This window comes from Amycolatopsis coloradensis, assembly GCF_001953865.1.
Classification (GTDB): domain Bacteria; phylum Actinomycetota; class Actinomycetes; order Mycobacteriales; family Pseudonocardiaceae; genus Amycolatopsis; species Amycolatopsis coloradensis.
Genome location: NZ_MQUQ01000027.1, coordinates 11,128 through 28,792, shown reverse-complemented (window position 1 = coordinate 28,792; position 17,665 = coordinate 11,128). Strand labels below are relative to the sequence as shown.

Below are 17,665 nucleotides of genomic sequence, written 5' to 3'. Positions count from 1 at the left end.
ATGTCCTCACGCTTCCGTTCCGGAGGCGAGGTTTTCGAGCTCGCCCAAGATGAGTTCCTCGACCGTTCCGGCCAGCCCGGCGACGGTGCGCGCGGTCAGGACGTCGGCGGGGGTGAGTCGTACGGCGAACAAGGCACTGGCCTTGGCCGCGATGTGCAGGCTGCGCAGCGAATCCCCGCCGAGGGCGAAGAAGTTGTCATCGGCGCCGATCCGCTCCAGGCCGAGGACGTCGGCCCAGATCCCGGCGAGTGCCTGCTCGGTTTCGGTCTCCGGTTCGACGTGCTCGGATTCCGGCGCGGACGGCGCGGGCAGCGCCTTCCGGTCGAGTTTTCCGTTGGCGCTGACCGGGATCCGGTCCAGCGCGACGAACGCCGAGGGAACGAGGTAGTCGGGCAGCGCTCCGGCCAAGGAAACGCGAAGGGTGTCCTCGTCGGCATCGGTGACGACGTAGGCGACGAGCTGTTTCAGACCTGGCTGATCCTCGCGGACCACGACCGCGGCCTGGGTCACGGCGGGATGCCGGGCCAGTACGGCCTCGACCTCGCCGGGTTCGACGCGGAATCCGCGAAGCTTCACCTGGTCGTCCGCCCGGCCGAGGAACTCGAGAGCCCCCTCGCCGGTCCAGCGGACGACGTCGCCGGTGCGGTACATCCGCTGCCCGGCCGGGGCGGCGACGAATCGGTCGGCGGTCAGCCCGGGACGACCCCGGTAACCCCGGGCGAGGCCGGCACCGGCGAGGTACAGCTCTCCCGGCACACCCGGAGGGACCGGGCTCAAGCCCGGACCCAGGACGCAGGCGCGGATTCCGTCCAGCGGTTCGCCGATGGGGATCCGGTCCGGGACCGTCTCGTCCATCGGATGGGCGGTGGCGAACGTGGTCGTTTCCGTCGGCCCGTAGCCATCGACCACCCGCAGCCCGGGACAGGCGCCCAGGACTCGCCGCACCGCGTCGGCGGGCACGACGTCCCCACCGGTCCACACTTCCCTCAGCCCGGCGAAGCAATCCGGGGTTTCCTGTGCCAGCACCCGGAACAGGCCCGCCGTGACCCACATGGCGGTCAGGCCGTGGTCGCGGACGAGCGCCGTCAGCCCGTGCGCGTCGAGGTCGCCTGCCGGTGCGGTGACGACGCGGCCGCCGGTGAGCAGTGGCGTCCACACCTCGTAAGTGGTGGCGTCGAAGGCCGCCGGGGAGTGCAGCAGGACCCGTTCGTGTGCCCCGCCGCGGAACCGGCTGTCCATGGCCAGGGCGGCGACGTCGCGATGCCGCACCGCCACGCCCTTCGGCGTCCCGGTGGACCCGGAGGTGTACATGACGTACGCCAGCTGGTCGGGATCGACGACGACGGAAGGATCACCGTCCGGCTCGCCGTCCACAGAGGACAGCAGGATGGTGTGCGGATGCGGGTAGTCCGTGTCGGCGACGACGAACCGGACGCCGTCGAGCAGTGATCGCCGCCGTTCGGCCGGGGCGCGGGTGTCGAGCGGGAGGTAGGCCCCGCCCGCCTTGACCACGGCCAGCTCGGCCACCACGGTGCCTGCCCGGCCGGTGGCGAGGCCGACCGGTTCCTCCGGCCGCAACCCGAGCCCGATCAGCCGGTTGGCCAGCCGGTTCGCGCGCCGGTTCAGCTCGGCGTAGGTGACTTCCTCGCCGTCGAGGACGGCGGCGACCGCGTCCGGCCGTGCCCGGACCTGCTCGCCGAACATCTCCGGCAGCGACCGGGCCGGTGGTTCCCCACCTGTCGCCGCCCACCCGGCCAGCTGCCGCTCGTCTTCCGGGGTCAGCATCGACACCGCGGTCAGTGCCCGGTCGCCGTCCTCGGCCAGTTCACGAAGCAGCGCGAGCAGATGACCGGCCAGCCGGTCAGCCGTGGCGGCGTCGAACAAGGCCGGGTCGTACCCCAGGTCGACGTTCAGTTCCCGGCCCGGCGAGGCGACCACGGTGAGCGGGAAGTTGGTCGTCTCGCGCGCCGAGAGGTCACGCACGGTCAGACCGTGCCCGGCTTCGGCGCCGGTGATCGGGTAGTTCTCGAACACCACCAGGCTTTCGCAGAGGTTCACCCCACCCGGCAGGTCCGCCCAGCCCTGCACGACCGCGAGCGGCAGATGCCCGTGACGGCGTGCCTCCGCCTGGTTCGCCTGCAGGTCCGCGAGCCAGGCGGCGACCCGCGCGCCGCGGTCGACCTCGACCCGGACCGGCAGCGTGTTGATGAAGATGCCGGTGATCTCGTCGACCCCCGTGACCTCGGGCGGGCGGCCGGAGACCGTGGAGCCGAACACGACGTCGTCGTGCCCGCTGTAGGCCGCCAGCAGCAGCGCCCATGCCCCTTGCAGGACCGCGTTGTGGGTGAGGCCGTGGCGTTTGACGAACGCGTCGAGCCGCGAGGTCGCGGCCTCGTCCAGCCGGACGGGCAGCCAGTCGGACGAGCACGGGATGTGCCCGGGCGCCGGCGTCCGATCGCCGGTGATCGGGCTCGGACCGTCGATTCCGCCGAGGGTGCGGCGCCAGAACCGTTCCGCGTCCATCCGGTCGAGACCGCCCAGCCGGACGAGGTAGTCGCGGAACGGCGGCCGGGCGGGCAGTGGCTGCCCGGCGTAGGCCCCGCAGACGTCGGAGAGGACATGGAAGACGCTCCAGCCGTCGAGCAGCGCGTGATGGAACGTCCACAGCACCTGGACTTCGGTCGCCGAGATCTTCGCCAGCGTCACCCGCATCAGCGGTGCGACGGCGAGGTCGAGGCCCCGTGCGCGGTCCTCGGCGAGCAGCCTTCGCAGGGCACTGCCGTGATCGTCCAGTCCGGTCCAGTCGAGCAGGCGCACCGGAAGCCGCACCGCGCGGCTCACGATCTGCAGCGGCTCCGCCACTTCGGCCCAGGCGAACGCCGTCCGCAGGACCGGCGTCCGGTCCACGACCTGCTGCCACGCCTCGGCGAGCCGATCAGGATCGGTGACGCCGTCGAGCACGAAGGTCGCTTGCTCGACGTACATGCCTTGGGCGGTCTGCGAGAGACCGTGGAACACCATGCCGCCCTGCATGGGCGTGAGCGGGTAGATGTCCTCGACCGCGCGGCCGTCACCGGCCAACGCGTCCACTGTGGACTGATCGAGCGCTGTCAGCGGGAAGTCCGAAGGCGTCCGGCCACCGGCTCCCGGCCCGGCACAGTGCGCGATGATCTCGCGCAAGGCGGTCAGCATCCGCCCGGCCAGGTCTTCCACGACGTCGCGATGATGCCGGGTGGTGACGTGCGCCCACGTCAGTTCCAGCGTCCCGGCCACGACGCGCCCGACGATGTCGAGGCTGTGGCCGACGGGGGCCGCCGGGTCGACGTCGGCGTCGAGAGCACCGGTCCGGAACACGCCGTCCTCGGCGTCGTCGAAGCGGCCGAGATAGTTGAAGCCGACCTGGGGATCGATCTCCGGGGCGGTACCGGTCAGATAGCGCAGGGCGCCGTAGCCGATCCCGCGCCGGGGCACGGCTCGGACCTGCTCCTTCACCGACTTCAGTGCCGCGCCCCAGCCGTCCGGGACGTCCAGCGCGACCGGGAACAGGCTGGTGAACCAGCCGACCGTCCGGGACAGGTCGACGTCGTCGAACAGATCCTCGCGGCCGTGGCCCTCCAGATCGATCACCGGCACCTGACCGGTCCAGTCCCGCAGTACGCGGCCCAGTGCGGCGAGCAGGACGTCGTTGACCTGCGTGCGATAGACCTCGGGCACGTCCCGCAGCAGGGCACGGGTCTCGTCGGCGGTGAGGCGGACGGTCACCTCACCGACGTCGGCGATCGTGGCCGGACCGGCGTTTGCGACCGGCGGCGCCGGAATCCCCCGCCAGTACGCCAGTTCGCCGTCGAAACCGCCCGCGGCCGCGTGCTCGGCGAGCCGCCGGGCCCACGCGAGGTACGACGTCGTCTTCGGCCCGAGTTCCCCGCCGCGATAGGCGGTTTCCAGGTCTTCCAGCAGGATCCGCCAGGAAACGCCGTCGACGACGAGGTGGTGCGCGGCCAGTGTCAGGTGGCGTCCGTCGAGTACCGCCGTCAGCAACGGGCCTCGTTCGAGATCGAAGGCGATCTCGTCGGCGAGCAGTTCCGCCGTCCCGGCCGGTTCGCCGTGCTGGACGCCGTCGCTCTCGAACCGCAGCCGCAGGCCGTCGTGGTGTGCCCAGACCGTCCGCAAAGCCCGGCGCAGCGCGGTTACGTCGATGTCCTCGGTGAATTCCAGCAGCACTCGCTGGTCGAACCGTTCGGGCTGAGTGGCGAAATACCAGTGCTGGATCGGAGTCAGCGGTGCCGTCCCGGTGACCGGCCCCTGTTCGGCCCGCGGTCCGGCGTCCCCGCCTGAATGGGCGGCCAGCGCGGCGAGGGTCGGATGCCGGAAGACGTCGTGGGGCAACAGGATCAGCCCGGCACGGCGAGCGCGCGACACGACCTGGATGCTCAGGATCGAGTCGCCGCCGAGTTCGAAGAAGTTCGCCTCGACGCCGATCTCGGAGACGCCGAGCACGTCCGCCCAGATCCCGGCCAGTGCCCGTTCGGCCTCGGTCGCGGGCGCGGTCCGGACGGCCGTCCCGCCGAAGTCCGGCGCGGGCAGCGCGTGCCGATCGATCTTCCCGTTGGCGTTCAACGGGAAGTGGCCGAGCCGGACGAACGCGGCCGGGACAAGGTAGTCCGGCAGAGTGCGCCCGAGGAATTCGGCGAGGTCGTCCGCGTCACCGGTGTGATAGGCGACGAGCCGGTTGATCCCGTGGTCCTCCCTGGTCAGCACCGCGGCCTGGCCGACGCGGGGATGCGCGGTCAGCGCGGCCTCGATCTCGCCGGGTTCGATCCGGAACCCGCGGATCTTGACCTGCTCGTCCACGCGGCCGGTGTACTCCAGCTCCCCGCGCGCGTTCCAGCGGACGAGGTCGCCGGTGCGGTACATCCGCTCCCCCGGCGGGCCGAACGGGTCCGGCCGGAATCGATCGGCGGTCAGCGCCGGATCTCCGTGGTAACCGCGAGCCAGCCCGGCTCCGGCGAGGTGCAGTTCTCCGGACGCGCCCGGCGGTACGAGCCGCAGATCCGCGTCGAGAACGTACGCCCGCATGTTGTCGAGCGGCTTCCCGATCGGCACGGCAGCGGGCACTTCGCCGGGGATCCGGTGTGAGGTGGCGAAGGTCGTCGTCTCGGTCGGGCCGTAGCCGTCGACAACCACGATGCCAGGGCACGCCTCCCGCACCCGCTGGACCGAGTCGGCCGGGACGACGTCGCCGCCCGCCCAGACCTCGCGCATACCCCGGAAGGTCCCCGGCGCCTCCTGCGCGAGAAGCCGGAACAGTCCCGCGGTGAAGAACGCGCCGTGGACGTCGTGTTCGGCGATGACGCGCCGGAGAGTGTCCACGTCGAGATCACCGGGCGGCGCCACGACGACGGTGCCGCCGTTGAGCAGCGGAACCCAGAGTTCGTACGTCGAGGCGTCGAAGGCCGGTGAGGCGTGCAGCAGGACGCGTTCGTGCGCGGCGAACCGGCGGTCGGCAGCCAGGGCGACGACGTCACGCTGCCGCACCGCCACGCCCTTCGGCTTCCCCGTCGAACCCGACGTGTACATCACGTACGCGAGGTTGTCCGGTGCCGCGACGGAGAGCGGCGCGTCCACGGTCCGGCCGTCGGGGACGACGACTTGTCCACTGTGGACCACAGTACCGGCGCGGGTCCTGTCGGTGACCAGGATCGGCACACCTTCCAGGAGAGTCTTCAGCCGTGGAGCGGGAGCGCGGGTGTCGAGCGGCAGATAGGCCGCGCCTGCCTTGACGATCGCGAGTTCGGCCACGATCAGGTCCGGGGAACGGTCCATGAGCACCCCGACGACCGTTTCGGGTCCGGCGCCGAGGGAGGCCAAGTACCGACCGAGCCGGTCGGCCCGCTCGTCCAGCTCCGCGTAGGTCAGGCGGACGTCGTCGCCGGCGAGCGCGACGGCGCCGGGCGTACGTGCCACCTGCCTGGCGAAGAGTTCGGCGAGGTTTCCCTCCGGTACCGGCTGGGTGGTGTCGTTCCAGGTGACGAGCAGCTGATGGTGGTCTTCGGCCGTGAGCAGGTCGATGTCGCCCAGCGACTGGTGCAGATCCGTCGCGAAGGCGTCGAGGACGCCGGTGAGCTGCCGGGTGATCCGTTCGGCGGTCGCGGTGTCGAACAGGCCGGGGTCGTAACCGACGTCGAGGGTCAGCCGTTCCCCCGGCGAGGCGACGACGCTGAGCGGATAGTTCGTCGTCTCGGCCGCGTCCACGTCACGCAGGCGCAACCCGTTCGCCGCACCGGCGGCCGCGTCGACCGGATAGTTCTCGAAGACGACGATGCTGTCGAAAAGGCTCCCGTCGGCCCCGCTCCACGCCTGGAGCTTCGTCAGCGGCAGGTGCCCGTACCGGCGGGATTCCACCTGCCGGGTCTGCAGTGCCGCCAGCCAGTCCACGACGGGTGACCGATCCGTGGTGACCCGCACCGGCAGCGTGTTGATGAAGATCCCGGTGATGTCGTCGGCGCCGGGCAGTTCGACCGGGCGACCGGACACGGTGGTGCCGAAGCAGACGTCGCGTTCCCCGGAGAGCCGGGACAGCACCAGTGCCCACGCGCCCTGCAGGACGGTGTTCATCGTGAGCCCGGCCCGGCGCGCGGCGTCGCTCAGCCGCGCGGAGTTCTCGACCGGCACCCGGATCCACTCCGCCGAGCGGCTGCCGTGGGCCTGGGCGGGCGCCCGGTCCACCGGAAGCCGGGCGGGAGCGACGAGATCGCCCAATTCGCCACGCCAGTGCCGTTCCGCGCCCGCGTCGTCCTGGCGGCCGAGCCACGCCACGTAGTCGCGGAAGGGCGGCCGCTCGGGCAGTGCGTCACCGGCATAGGCGGCGAAGACGTCGGACAGCACACCGAAGACGCTCCAGCCGTCGAGCAGGAGGTGGTGGAACGTCCACAGCACCCGGGTTTCCGTATCCGAAAGACGCGCGAAGACCAAGCGCAGCAACGAGTTGCCGGAGAGGTCGAGACCCTCGGCACGGTCTTCCGCCAGGACGTCCTGCCAGGCCTGATCCCGTTCGGCGGGGGTGCGGGCGCGCCAGTCGTACTGGGTGACCGGGACGGTCACCCGCCGCCGCACGACCTGCACCGGTTCCGGCACGCCCTCCCAGGCGATCCGCGTACGCAGCACAGGAGTCCGGTCGACGACCCGCTGCCACGCCCTTGCCAGCGCTTCCGCGTCGCCCGCGCCGTCGAGGACGAACGAGACCTGCTGGAAGTACAGGCGTTCTTCCCGCTGGGACAGGGAGTGGAACACCATCCCCGCCTGCATCGGCGTGAGCGGATAGACGTCTTCGACGGCCCGTCCGTCACCGACCAGGGCGTCCACGGTGGACTGGTCGAGTTTCACCAGCGGGAAGTCGGACGGCGTCCGGCCGCCCGCGCCGGGCCGCGTACAGTGCCCGATGATCTCGCGCAACGCCGCCAGCAGGTCCGCCGCGAGCCGGTCCACAGTGGACTTCCGGTGCACACCTTCGGCGTAGTACCAGGTCAGTTCGAGTTCACCGCTCTCGACCCGGCCGACGACGTCGAGCAGATGCGCCCGCGCCGAGCGCTCGCTCTCGTCGGATTCCAGCCGTCCGGAGCCGAACTGGCCGAGGTAGTTGAAGCTCACCTCCGGATCGATCGCCGGCGCGGTCCCGGCCAGATACCGCAGGGCGCCGTAGCCGATCCCGCGCCGCGGAACAGCGCGCAACTGCTCCTTGACCGACTTCAGTGCGACGTCCCAGTCGTCCGGGACGTCCAGCGCCACCGGGAAGACGCTGGTGAACCAGCCGACCGTCCGGGAGAGGTCGACGTCGGCGAAGAGGTCTTCCCGGCCGTGTCCTTCGAGGTCGATGACGGGGATCCGGCCGGTCCAGTCCCGCAGCACCCGGCCGAGCGCGGTCAGCAGGACGTCGTTGACCTGCGTGCGGTAGGCCGCGGGCACTTCCCGCAGCAGAACTTCGGTCTCGTGAGCGGGCAAGCGGACGGTGACCTCGCGCATGGCGGCGACCGTGGTCTCGCCCTCGCCGTCGACCGGGATCGAGGTGCCGGCGGGCAGGCCGCGCCAGTGGTCCAGCTCGTCGTCGAACCCGCCGCCGTCGGCGTGCTCGGTGAGCCTGGTCGCCCATTCGCTGAAGGAAGTGGTGCGTGGTCCGAGGTCGATCGGCTCACCCTTCAGGGCCTGGGCGTAGCCGCTGTCGAAGTCCTCACCGAGCACGCGCCACGAGACGCCGTCGACCACGAGGTGGTGCACGGCGAGTGTGACGTCGTGGTCGGAGATGTCGAGGCGGATCAACGGTGTCTCGGCGCCGACGGGCCCGTTCTCCTGGCGCTGTTCGCCGTCGTCGTGGGTGAAGCGCATCCGCAGGGCGTCGTGGTGCTCCAGCAGGGCGTCCACGGCCTTGCGCGCGGCGGCCGGGTCGATCCGTCCGGGTCCCCAGTGGACGAATTGGTGGAAGTGCTCCGGATCGGCGGTCTGGGTCGCGAAGAACCAGCGCTGGATCGGGGTGAGCGGCACCGGTCCGCTGACCGGGCCGCGGGCGACCGCCTCGGTGGCGGTCCGCGCCGCGACGGCGAGTGCCGCCGGGGTCCGGTGGTCGAACAGGTCGCCGGGCAGGAGTTCGAGTCCGGCGCGGCGAGCGCGGGACACCACCTGGATGCTGAGGATCGAGTCGCCGCCGAGTTCGAAGAAGTCGTCGGTGGCACCGACCCGTTCGACGCCCAGCACCTCGGCCCAGATTTCGGTGAGCAGGCGTTCGCGGTCGGTGCGCGGCGGCACGTGGTCGCGGACGTCGAAGTCGGGCGTGGGCAGCGCGGTGCGGTCGAGCTTGCCGTTGACGTTGACCGGGAACTTCTCCAGGCGGACGAACGCGGCCGGGACCATGTAGTCCGGCAGGGTCCGGCCCAGGAAGTCCGCCAGTCCTTCGGTTTCGCCGACGACGTAGGCGACCAGCCGCTTCACGCCGCCGTCCGCGCGGGCCAGCACGGCCGCCTGTTCGACGCCGGGATGCTCGCCCAGCGCGGCCTCGATCTCGCTCGGCTCGACGCGGAAGCCGCGGATCTTGACCTGTTCGTCCACCCTGCCGACGAATTCGAGGGCGTCCTCGTCGTTCCAGCGCACAAGGTCGCCGGTGCGGTACATCCGCTCCCCCGGCGGCCCGAACGGATCCGCGACGAACCGCTCGGCACTCAGACCCGGCCGTCCCAGATAGCCGCGCGCCAGCCCGGCCCCGGCGATGTGCAGTTCGCCGGGCGCGCCGGGCGGGGCGAGCCGCAGGTCGTCGTCGAGGACGTAGACGCGGGTGTTGTCGAGCGGCCCGCCGATCGGCACGACGTCGGGGATCTCACCGGGCAGCGGGTGCACGGTCGCGAAGGTCGTGGTCTCGGTGGGGCCGTAGACGTCGGCCACCAAGGTCCGCGGGCACGCGGCCCGCACCCGGCGCAGCGCGACGGCGGGCACGGCGTCGCCGCCGGTCCAGACCTCCCGCACGCCGCCGAACATCTCCGGCGCTTCCTGCGCGACGAGCCGGAACAGCCCGGTCGTCATGAAGACGCCGGTCACCGCGTGCGTGGTGAGGATCCGGCCGAGGGTGTGGACGTCGAGGTCGCCCGGCGGGGCCAGCACGACCGTCCCGCCGTTCAGCAACGGCACCCACAGTTCGTAGGTCGAGGCGTCGAAAGCCTGCTGCGAGTGCAGCAGCACGCGGTCGTGCGCGGTGAACCGCTGGTCGGCCGCCAAGGCGAGGACATCGCGGTGCCGCGCGGCGACCCCCTTCGGCTTTCCGGTCGACCCCGAGGTGTAGATGACGTAGGCCAGCTGCTCGGGATCGACGGTCACAGCGGGCGAGGTCGCCGGGAAGTCGCCGGCCTCGGTGACGATCACCCCGCCGTGCACTTCCCGTGCGGTGGCGAGCCAGTTCTGGTCGGCGACCAGGACGTCCGCCCCGGCTTCGCCGAGCAGCAACCGAAGCCGTTCCGCCGGGGCGCGCAGGTCCAGCGGCAGGTAGGCGCCACCGGCCTTCACGATCGCGAGTTCGGCCACGACGAGCGCGGGCGAACGGTCCATCAGCACCGCGACCCGGTCCTCGGCCCGGACCCCGAGGTCACGCAGCCGGTTGGCCAGGCGGTTGGCCTGGGCGTCCAGCTCGCCGTAAGTGACGGTCTCTTCGTCGGTCACCAGCGCGACCGCGTCCGGGTTCCGGCGCACGTGAGCCTCGAACAGCTCGGGCACCGTCCCACCGGGTACCTCGGGTGCCGTGGTGTTGCGGTCGCGCAGCAGGTGCCGGATCTCCGGTCCGGCCAGCATCGGCACCCGCGTCACGGGCTCGTGCGGGGCGGCGGCGAACCCGCGGAGCAGCGTTTCGAAGTGCGCGGCCAGCCGCTCGGCCAGCTCCGGGCTGAGCAGCTCAGGATCGTGGTTGAGCACCAGGGAAAGCCGTTGTCCGGGGTAGGCGACGACACCGAGCGGGTAGTTGGTGCGTTCGGCCGCGCGGACGTCGCGCAACCCCGGGAGATCCGCGACCGGATAGTTCTCGAAGACGATGATGCTGTCGAAGAGGCTTCCGCCGGTCTCGCTCCAGGCCTGCAACCGGGGCAGGCCGACGTGCCCGAACCGGCGCGATTCCGCCTGTGCCGCCTGCAAATCCCGCAGCCAGTCGGCGAGACCGCGTTCGGCGTCGAGCTTCACCCGCACCGGCAGGGTGTCGATGAACAGGCCGGGGATGTCGTCCGCGCCCGGCAGTTCGACCGGGCGACCGGACACCGTTGCGCCGAAACACACCTCGGACTCACCGCTGTAGCGCGAAAGCAGGGCCGCCCATGCACCTTGGACGATCGTGTTGAGGGTCAGGCGGTGCCGCCGCGCGAACGCGTGCAGTTCGGCGGTGGCGGCGTCGTCGAGTTCCACCGGGACGCGGGCGGTCGAACTGGCCGAGTGGGCGCGGGCTCCGCGGTCGCCGGGCAGCGCGGTCGGCGTCACCCCGGCGAGTTCGGCCCGCCAGTGGGTTTCGGCGGCGGCGTCGTCCTGGTCGGCGAGCCAGGCCGCGTAGTCACGGAACGGACGCCGGGTCGGCAGGTCGCCGCCGCGCAGTAGGGCGAGGACGTCGGAGAGGATTCCGAACACGCTCCAGCCGTCGAGCAGGACGTGGTGGAAGGTCCAGATCACCCGGACCGAAGTGGCCGAGTCCTTGGCGATGACCAGCCGCATGAGCGGCCCGCGGGTCAGATCGATCCCTTCGGCGAGATCGTCGGCCAGCTTTCGCCGCATCGCCTCGTCGACGTCCACTGTGGACCAATCCGGGTAGGACACCGGGAGGTCGGCGGCGCGCAGCACGATCTGCAACGGCCGGGGTACGCCGTCCCACACGATCCGGCTGCGCAGCACCGGTGTCCGGTCCACGACCCGGCGCCAGGCCGCGCCGAGTGCTTCGGGATCGGGAACGTCGTCGAGGGTGAAGGAGATCTGTTCGAAGTAGTTCCGGTCGCCGGGCTGGGCCAGGCCGTGGAACACCATGCCCGCCTGCATCGGGGTGAGCGGGTAGACGTCCTCGACGTCTCGGCCGTCGCCGACCAGTTCGTCCAGAGTGGACTGACTGAGACCGGCGAGGGGGAAGTCCGCCGGGGTCCGGCCGCCCGCGCCGGGTTCGGCGCAGTGCCCCAGGATTTCGCGCAGGTTCTTCAGCAGGTCGTCGGCCAGCCGGGTGACGGTGCCGTCGTCATGCACGCCTTCCGCGTAGTGCCAGGTGAATTCGAGGGTGTCGCCGTTGACCTGGCCGACCACCTCCAGCAGATGCGGGCGGATGTCGCCGGGATCGGCGTCCAGGGTCAGCTCGCCGTGCAAGCCGGTGTAGAGGTCACCGGGCAGGTCGAATCGGCCGAGGTAGTTGAAGCTGATCTGCGGGTCGAGGACCGGTGCGGTGTCGGAGAGGTACCGCAAAGCTCCGTAGCCGATCCCCCGCCGCGGAACCGCCCGCAACTGCTCCTTCACGGCTTTGAGTGCGGCGCCCCAGTCTCCTGGCACGTCCAGCGCGACCGGGAACAGGCTGGTGAACCAGCCGACCGTCCGGGACAGGTCGACGCCGTCGAACAGTTCCTCGCGGCCGTGGCCCTCCAGATCGATCACCGGCACCTGGCCGGTCCAGTCCCGCAGCGTCCGGCCCAGTGCGGTCAGCAGGACGTCGTTGACCTGCGTCCGGTAGACCTCCGGCACCTCCCGCAACAGCGACCGCGTCTCCCCCGGGGTCAGCCGGACGGTGACCGCGCGCGACCGCGCGACCGTGTTGGTGCCGGTTCCGTCGACGGGGATCGGGGCGACGGCCAGTCCGCGCCAGTGTTCGAGTTCGTCGTCGAATCCTCCGGTCTCCGCGTGGGCGGAGAGCCGCGCGGCCCATTCGCGGAAGGAAGTCGTGCGCGGCCCGAGGTCGGCCGGTTTTCCCTGGAGGACCTGGTGGTAGGCCCGGTCGAGGTCTTCGAGCAGGATCCGCCACGACACCCCGTCGACGACCAGGTGATGGGCGGACAACTGCAGCACCCGGCGTTCGGGCGGACCGGAGAAGGACCAGTGCAGCAGCGAGTGGCCGTCCTCGACACCGTTGGTGTGCAGCCACCACCGGTCGCCGTCACGGGTGAACGTCGTCCGCAGCGCGTCGTGGTGCCGGGTCAGCGCGGCGATGGCGGTGGCGAGCGCGTGCTCGTCGGCGTACTCCGCCAAGTCGACCGCGATGACCTGGTCGAACCGGTCCGGGGCCCGCACGGTGTCGAAGAACCAGCGCTGGATCGGGGTCGGGACGACGTCGCCGGACACGGGGCCGTGGTCGATGGCGGTCACCGCCTCGGCCAGCGCCGGGGCGAGGGCGGCGATGGTCTGGTGGCGGAAGAGGTCGGCCGTGGTCAGGGCGAGCCCTGCCCGCCGGGCGCGGGCGCTGACCTGGATGCTGAGGATCGAGTCGCCACCGAGGGCGAAGAAGTTGTCCTCGACGCCGACGCGGTCGAGGCCGAGCACGTCGGCCCAGATCCCCGCGAGCACGGCTTCCCGCTCGGTCCGGGGAGCGGCACCGTGCTTGCTCGCGGACTCGAACCGCGGCTCCGGCAACGCGCGCCGATCGACCTTTCCGTTGGCGCTCAGCGGAAGCGCGTCGAGAACGAGGATCGTCGACGGCACGAGGTAGTCCGGCAAGGTTCGTCCCAGGGTGCCACGGAGAGCTTCAGTGTCCACTGTGGAGTCTTCGGCGGCGACGACGTAGGCGACGAGGTACTTGCGCCCGCCGGTGGCCCGCGCCGTCACCACCGCTTGCGCGACGGCGGGTTCGGCGGTCAGCGCCCGTTCCACCTCCGCCGGTTCGACCCGGAAGCCGCGGATCTTGACCTGGTCGTCACCGCGGCCGGCGAACTCGAGGGTCCCGTCGGTGCGCCACCGTCCACGGTCGCCGGTGCGGTACATCCGCTCGCCGGGAGCGCCGAACGGGCAGGCGACGAACCGGTCGGCGGTCGCGCCCGCCCGGCCGACGTAGCCCCGGGCGAGCCCCGGTCCGGCGACGCAGATCTCGCCGAGCGCGCCGCGCGGCACCGGTCGCAAGCCTTCGTCGAGCACGTACACGCGCATGCCGGTCAGCGGCGTCCCGATCGGGATCACCTCGGGGACCGCGGCAGGCGAGGCCATGCGGAACGCGGTCGCGAACGTCGTGGTCTCGGTCGGGCCGTAGCCGTCGACCACCGCGACGCCAGGGCAGCTTTCCAGCACCCGGCGCACCGCCTCGGGCGGGACGACGTCACCGCCGGTCCAGACTTCACGCAGACCTTGGAAGCACTCCGGCGTGTCGACGGCGAAGAGCCGGAACAGCCCGGCGGTGAGCCACAGAGCGGTGACGCCGTGCCGTGCGGTCAGCGCACGGACGGTCTCGGCGTCGACGTCCCCCGGTGGCGCGACGACCACGGTGCCGCCGTTCAGGAGCGGCACCCACAGTTCGTAGGTCGAGGCGTCGAAGGCCAGCGGTGAGTGCAGCAGCACACGCTCGTGGGCGCCGCCGGCGAACCGCCGGTCGGTGGCCAGCGCCACCACGTCCGCGTGCCGGACGGCCACGCCCTTCGGCTCCCCGGTGGATCCCGAGGTGTACTCGACGTAGGCCAGGCTCGCCGGATCGATCGCGACGTCGGGCGTGGGCTCCTCACCCGCGTCGGGAAGGACCAGGATCCGTCCGTTGTGGACGGTGCTCGCGGTGCCTTGCCAGGTCTCGTCGGTGAGCAGGACCGACGTGCCGTCGAGGAGCAGCCGGAGCCGGTCCGCCGGGGCACGCAGATCCAGGGGCAGGTAGGCGGCGCCCGCCTTGAGGATCGCGAGAACCGCCACGACCAGGTCGGCCGAGCGGTCCATCAGCAGGCCGACCCGGTCTTCCGGGCGCACGCCGAGGCGGACCAGCCGTCCGGCGAGCCGGTCGGCCCTGGTGCTCAGTTCTCCGTAGCCGAGCCGCTGGTCACCGAAGAGCACGGCGGGCGCGTCCGGCCGCAGTCCGGCTTGGCGATCGAACAACCGGGTGAGGGTTTCCGCCGGGGCGGCGTCCGGTGGGAGCAGCTCGTCCGAGGTGAGCAGCGGCAGGTCACCCACGCGGCGGGCGGGGTCGGCGGCGATCCCGGTGAGGAGGGCCTCCAGGCTCGCGGTCAACTGCTCGATCGTCGCGCTGTCGAAGAGCGCGGTGGCGTATTCGACCGTGACCCGCAGGCCGTCGTCGTGCGGCCAGAACTCGATCACCAGGTCGAACCGGGCCGACGGGCGGGGCAGTGCGTACTCGCGCACCCGCAACCCACCGGCTTCACGAGGCCGGACCAGCGGGCTCTGCAAGACGACGACGGCTTGGACCAGCGGGGTTCTCGACGGATCGCGTTCGGGCTGGACTTCCTCGACCACGCGGTCGAACGGCACGTCGCCGTGCGCGAAGGCTTCCAGCACCGTCTCCCGGAGCCCGGCGAGGAAGTCCGGGAACGCCTGCGCCCGGTCGACCTGGGAGCGCAGGACGAGGGTGTTGACGAAGAAGCCGGTCAGGGCTTCCCATTCGGCCCGGTCACGACCGGCGACGGCGGTGCCGACGGCGATGTCGCGCTGGCCGCCGTAAGCGGACAGGAGTAGCTGCACGGCGGCGGTCAGCGTCATGAACAGCGTCGCACCGTGCGGACGTCCGGCGGCGGTGAGGCCCCCGACCAGGTCCGCGGGGAGATCGTGGCGGTGCACAGCGCCCTCGGTGGTGCGCTGCGCCGGGCGTGGCCGGTCGGTCGGGACCGCCAGCGGTTCGAGCCCGTCGAGCGCCTCGCGCCAGTACCCGAGCTGGGTGTCGTCGTCGGAACGCTCTCGCCAGAGCGTGTAGTCGCGGTAGCCCAGCGACAACGGCGGCGGGGTGATACCGGCGTAGAAGTCCATCAGCTCGGCGGTCAGGATCCCGATCGACCGGCCGTCGGTGACGATGTGATGCTGGCACAGGACGAGCAGCTGCTCACCGGGTGCCTGCGGGTACAGCACGGCCCGGGTCAGCGGTCCGGTGCGCAGATCGAACGGCGTGCCGAGCTCGGCGGCGAGCGTGGCGTCGTCCGCGCGTGTTTCCGCGACGCGCAACGGGATCTCGCCGGTCTCGGCGATCCGCTGGACTCCCTCGCCCTTGACGGAATCGAAGGTCGTCCGCAGCGACTCGTGCCGGGCGCAGAGTGCTTTGAGCGCGTCGCGCAGGGTCTCGAGGGCGAGTGGGCCGGACAACCGGAGCCCGACGGCGGTGTTGTACTCCGCGCTGGCTCCGGTGAGCTCGTGGAGGAACCACAGCCGTCGCTGGGCCGGGGACAGCGGAAGGACGTCCGAAGGCGCCGAAATCGGGATCGCGGCCTCTTCGCGCTGGGGCGCCTCGTCGAGCAACCGCGCCAGCTCCGCGACGCTCGGGGCGTCGAACACCGTCCGGGCGGACAGGTCCGCGCCGAAAGCCCGGCGCAACCGCGACAACGCTTGCACGGCGAGGATCGAGTCGCCGCCGAGAGCGAAGAAGTCGTCGTCGGCCTCGATCCCGGTCACTCCGAGCACGTCAGCCAGGATTCCGGCCACGGCGCGTTCTGTTTCCGTCCGCGGTGCGACGCTCTTCCGTTCCTCCTCCGGCGGCGCGGGCAGCGCGCGGCGGTCGACCTTTCCGTTCGCGCTCAACGGAAGCTCGTCGAGGACGACGAACGCCGACGGCACCATGTAATCGGGCAACGCCGCTGCCGCCGTCTTCGCCAGGTCCCCGAGTGTCTCTCCGGACCGGGCGACCACGTAGGCGACCAGCCTCTTGACGCCCGGCCGCTCCTCGCGGGCGGCGATCACGATCTCCCCCACCCCGGGGGCGGCGGCGAGCACCGTTTCGATCTCGCCGAGTTCCACGCGGAAGCCGCGGATCTTGACCTGCTCGTCGGTGCGGCCGAGGAACTCCAGTTCACCGTCGTCGTTGTGCCGCACCAGGTCTCCGGTGCGGTACATCCGGCCGCCGGGCTCGCCGTCCGGATCGGCCACGAACCTTTCCGCGGTCGCGCCCGGCCGGGCCCAATAGCCCCGCGCCAGCCCGGCTCCGGCGATGTGCAGCTCTCCCGGCTGTCCTGGCGGCACCGGGTTCAGCGCGTCGTCGAGGACGTGCGCGCGGACGTCGTCCAGCGGGCGGCCGATCGGCACCGCGTCGGGGACATCGTCCACCGAGGACATCGGATGGACCGACGCGAACGTGGTCGTCTCCGTCGGGCCGTATCCGTCGACCACGGTCAGACCGGGGCAGGCGCGCAGTACTCGCCGCACGGCGCCGGCGGGGACGACGTCACCGCCGGTCCAGACCTCGCGAACACCGTCGAAGCTGTCCGGTGCCTCCTGTGCCACGACGCGGAACAGACCCGCGGTCAGCCACAGTGAGGTGACGCGGTGCCGGGCAAGGGTTCTCCGCAGTGTTTCCACATCCAGGTCGCCGGGTGGCGCGATCACCACCGTCCCACCGTTGAGCAGCGGGACCCACAGTTCGTAAGTGGAGGCGTCGAACGCCGCCGGGGAATGCAGCAGCACACGGCGGTGCGCGTCACCCGCGAACCGGCTGTCTGCGGCCAGCGCCGCCACGTCATGGTGCCGCACCGCCACGCCTTTGGGCGTCCCTGTCGACCCCGACGTGTGCATGACGTACGCCAGCTGGTCCGCGTCCACGCGCGGTGGCGCCGAATCCGGTTCCGGGAATGGTCGCCCGGCGACGACGAGCTGTCCACTGTGGATATCGGCCCCCCGGTCGGGCTGATCGGCGATCAGCACCGAGACCCCTGCCGAAGCCAGTGTCGACCGCGAACGAGCATCTGGAGCCCGCCGGTCGAGCGGGACGTAGGCCCCGCCCGCGATCACGATCGCCAGTTCCGCCACGACGAGTTCGGCCGATCGTTCGAGCAGCAGCCCGACGCGGTCTTCGGCACGCACGCCCAGCCGGATCAGGTGACCCGCGAGCCGCGCGGCACGCTCCGCCAGCTCGGCATAGGTCAGGCGGCCGTCGGCACCGTCGACGGCGATCGCCCGCGGCGACGAGCGCACCTGGGCGGCGAACAGTTCCGGCAGGGCGGCGGTTCTCTCGGCGTCGGGGGCGCCGTCCGTCGTGTCTTGCACGATCATCGTTTTTTCGCACCTT

At 71.6% G+C, this 17,665-nt stretch carries 1 protein-coding gene; it reads right to left on the bottom strand.

Annotated elements, in window-relative coordinates; translation table 11 throughout:
* Positions 1-6: 6 nt before the first annotated feature.
* Positions 7-17,643: a non-ribosomal peptide synthase/polyketide synthase gene (locus BS329_RS36960; RefSeq protein WP_435818565.1), complete on the bottom strand. Its 17,637-nt coding sequence runs from the start codon at positions 17,641-17,643 to the stop codon at positions 7-9.
* Positions 17,644-17,665 lie beyond the last annotated feature (22 nt).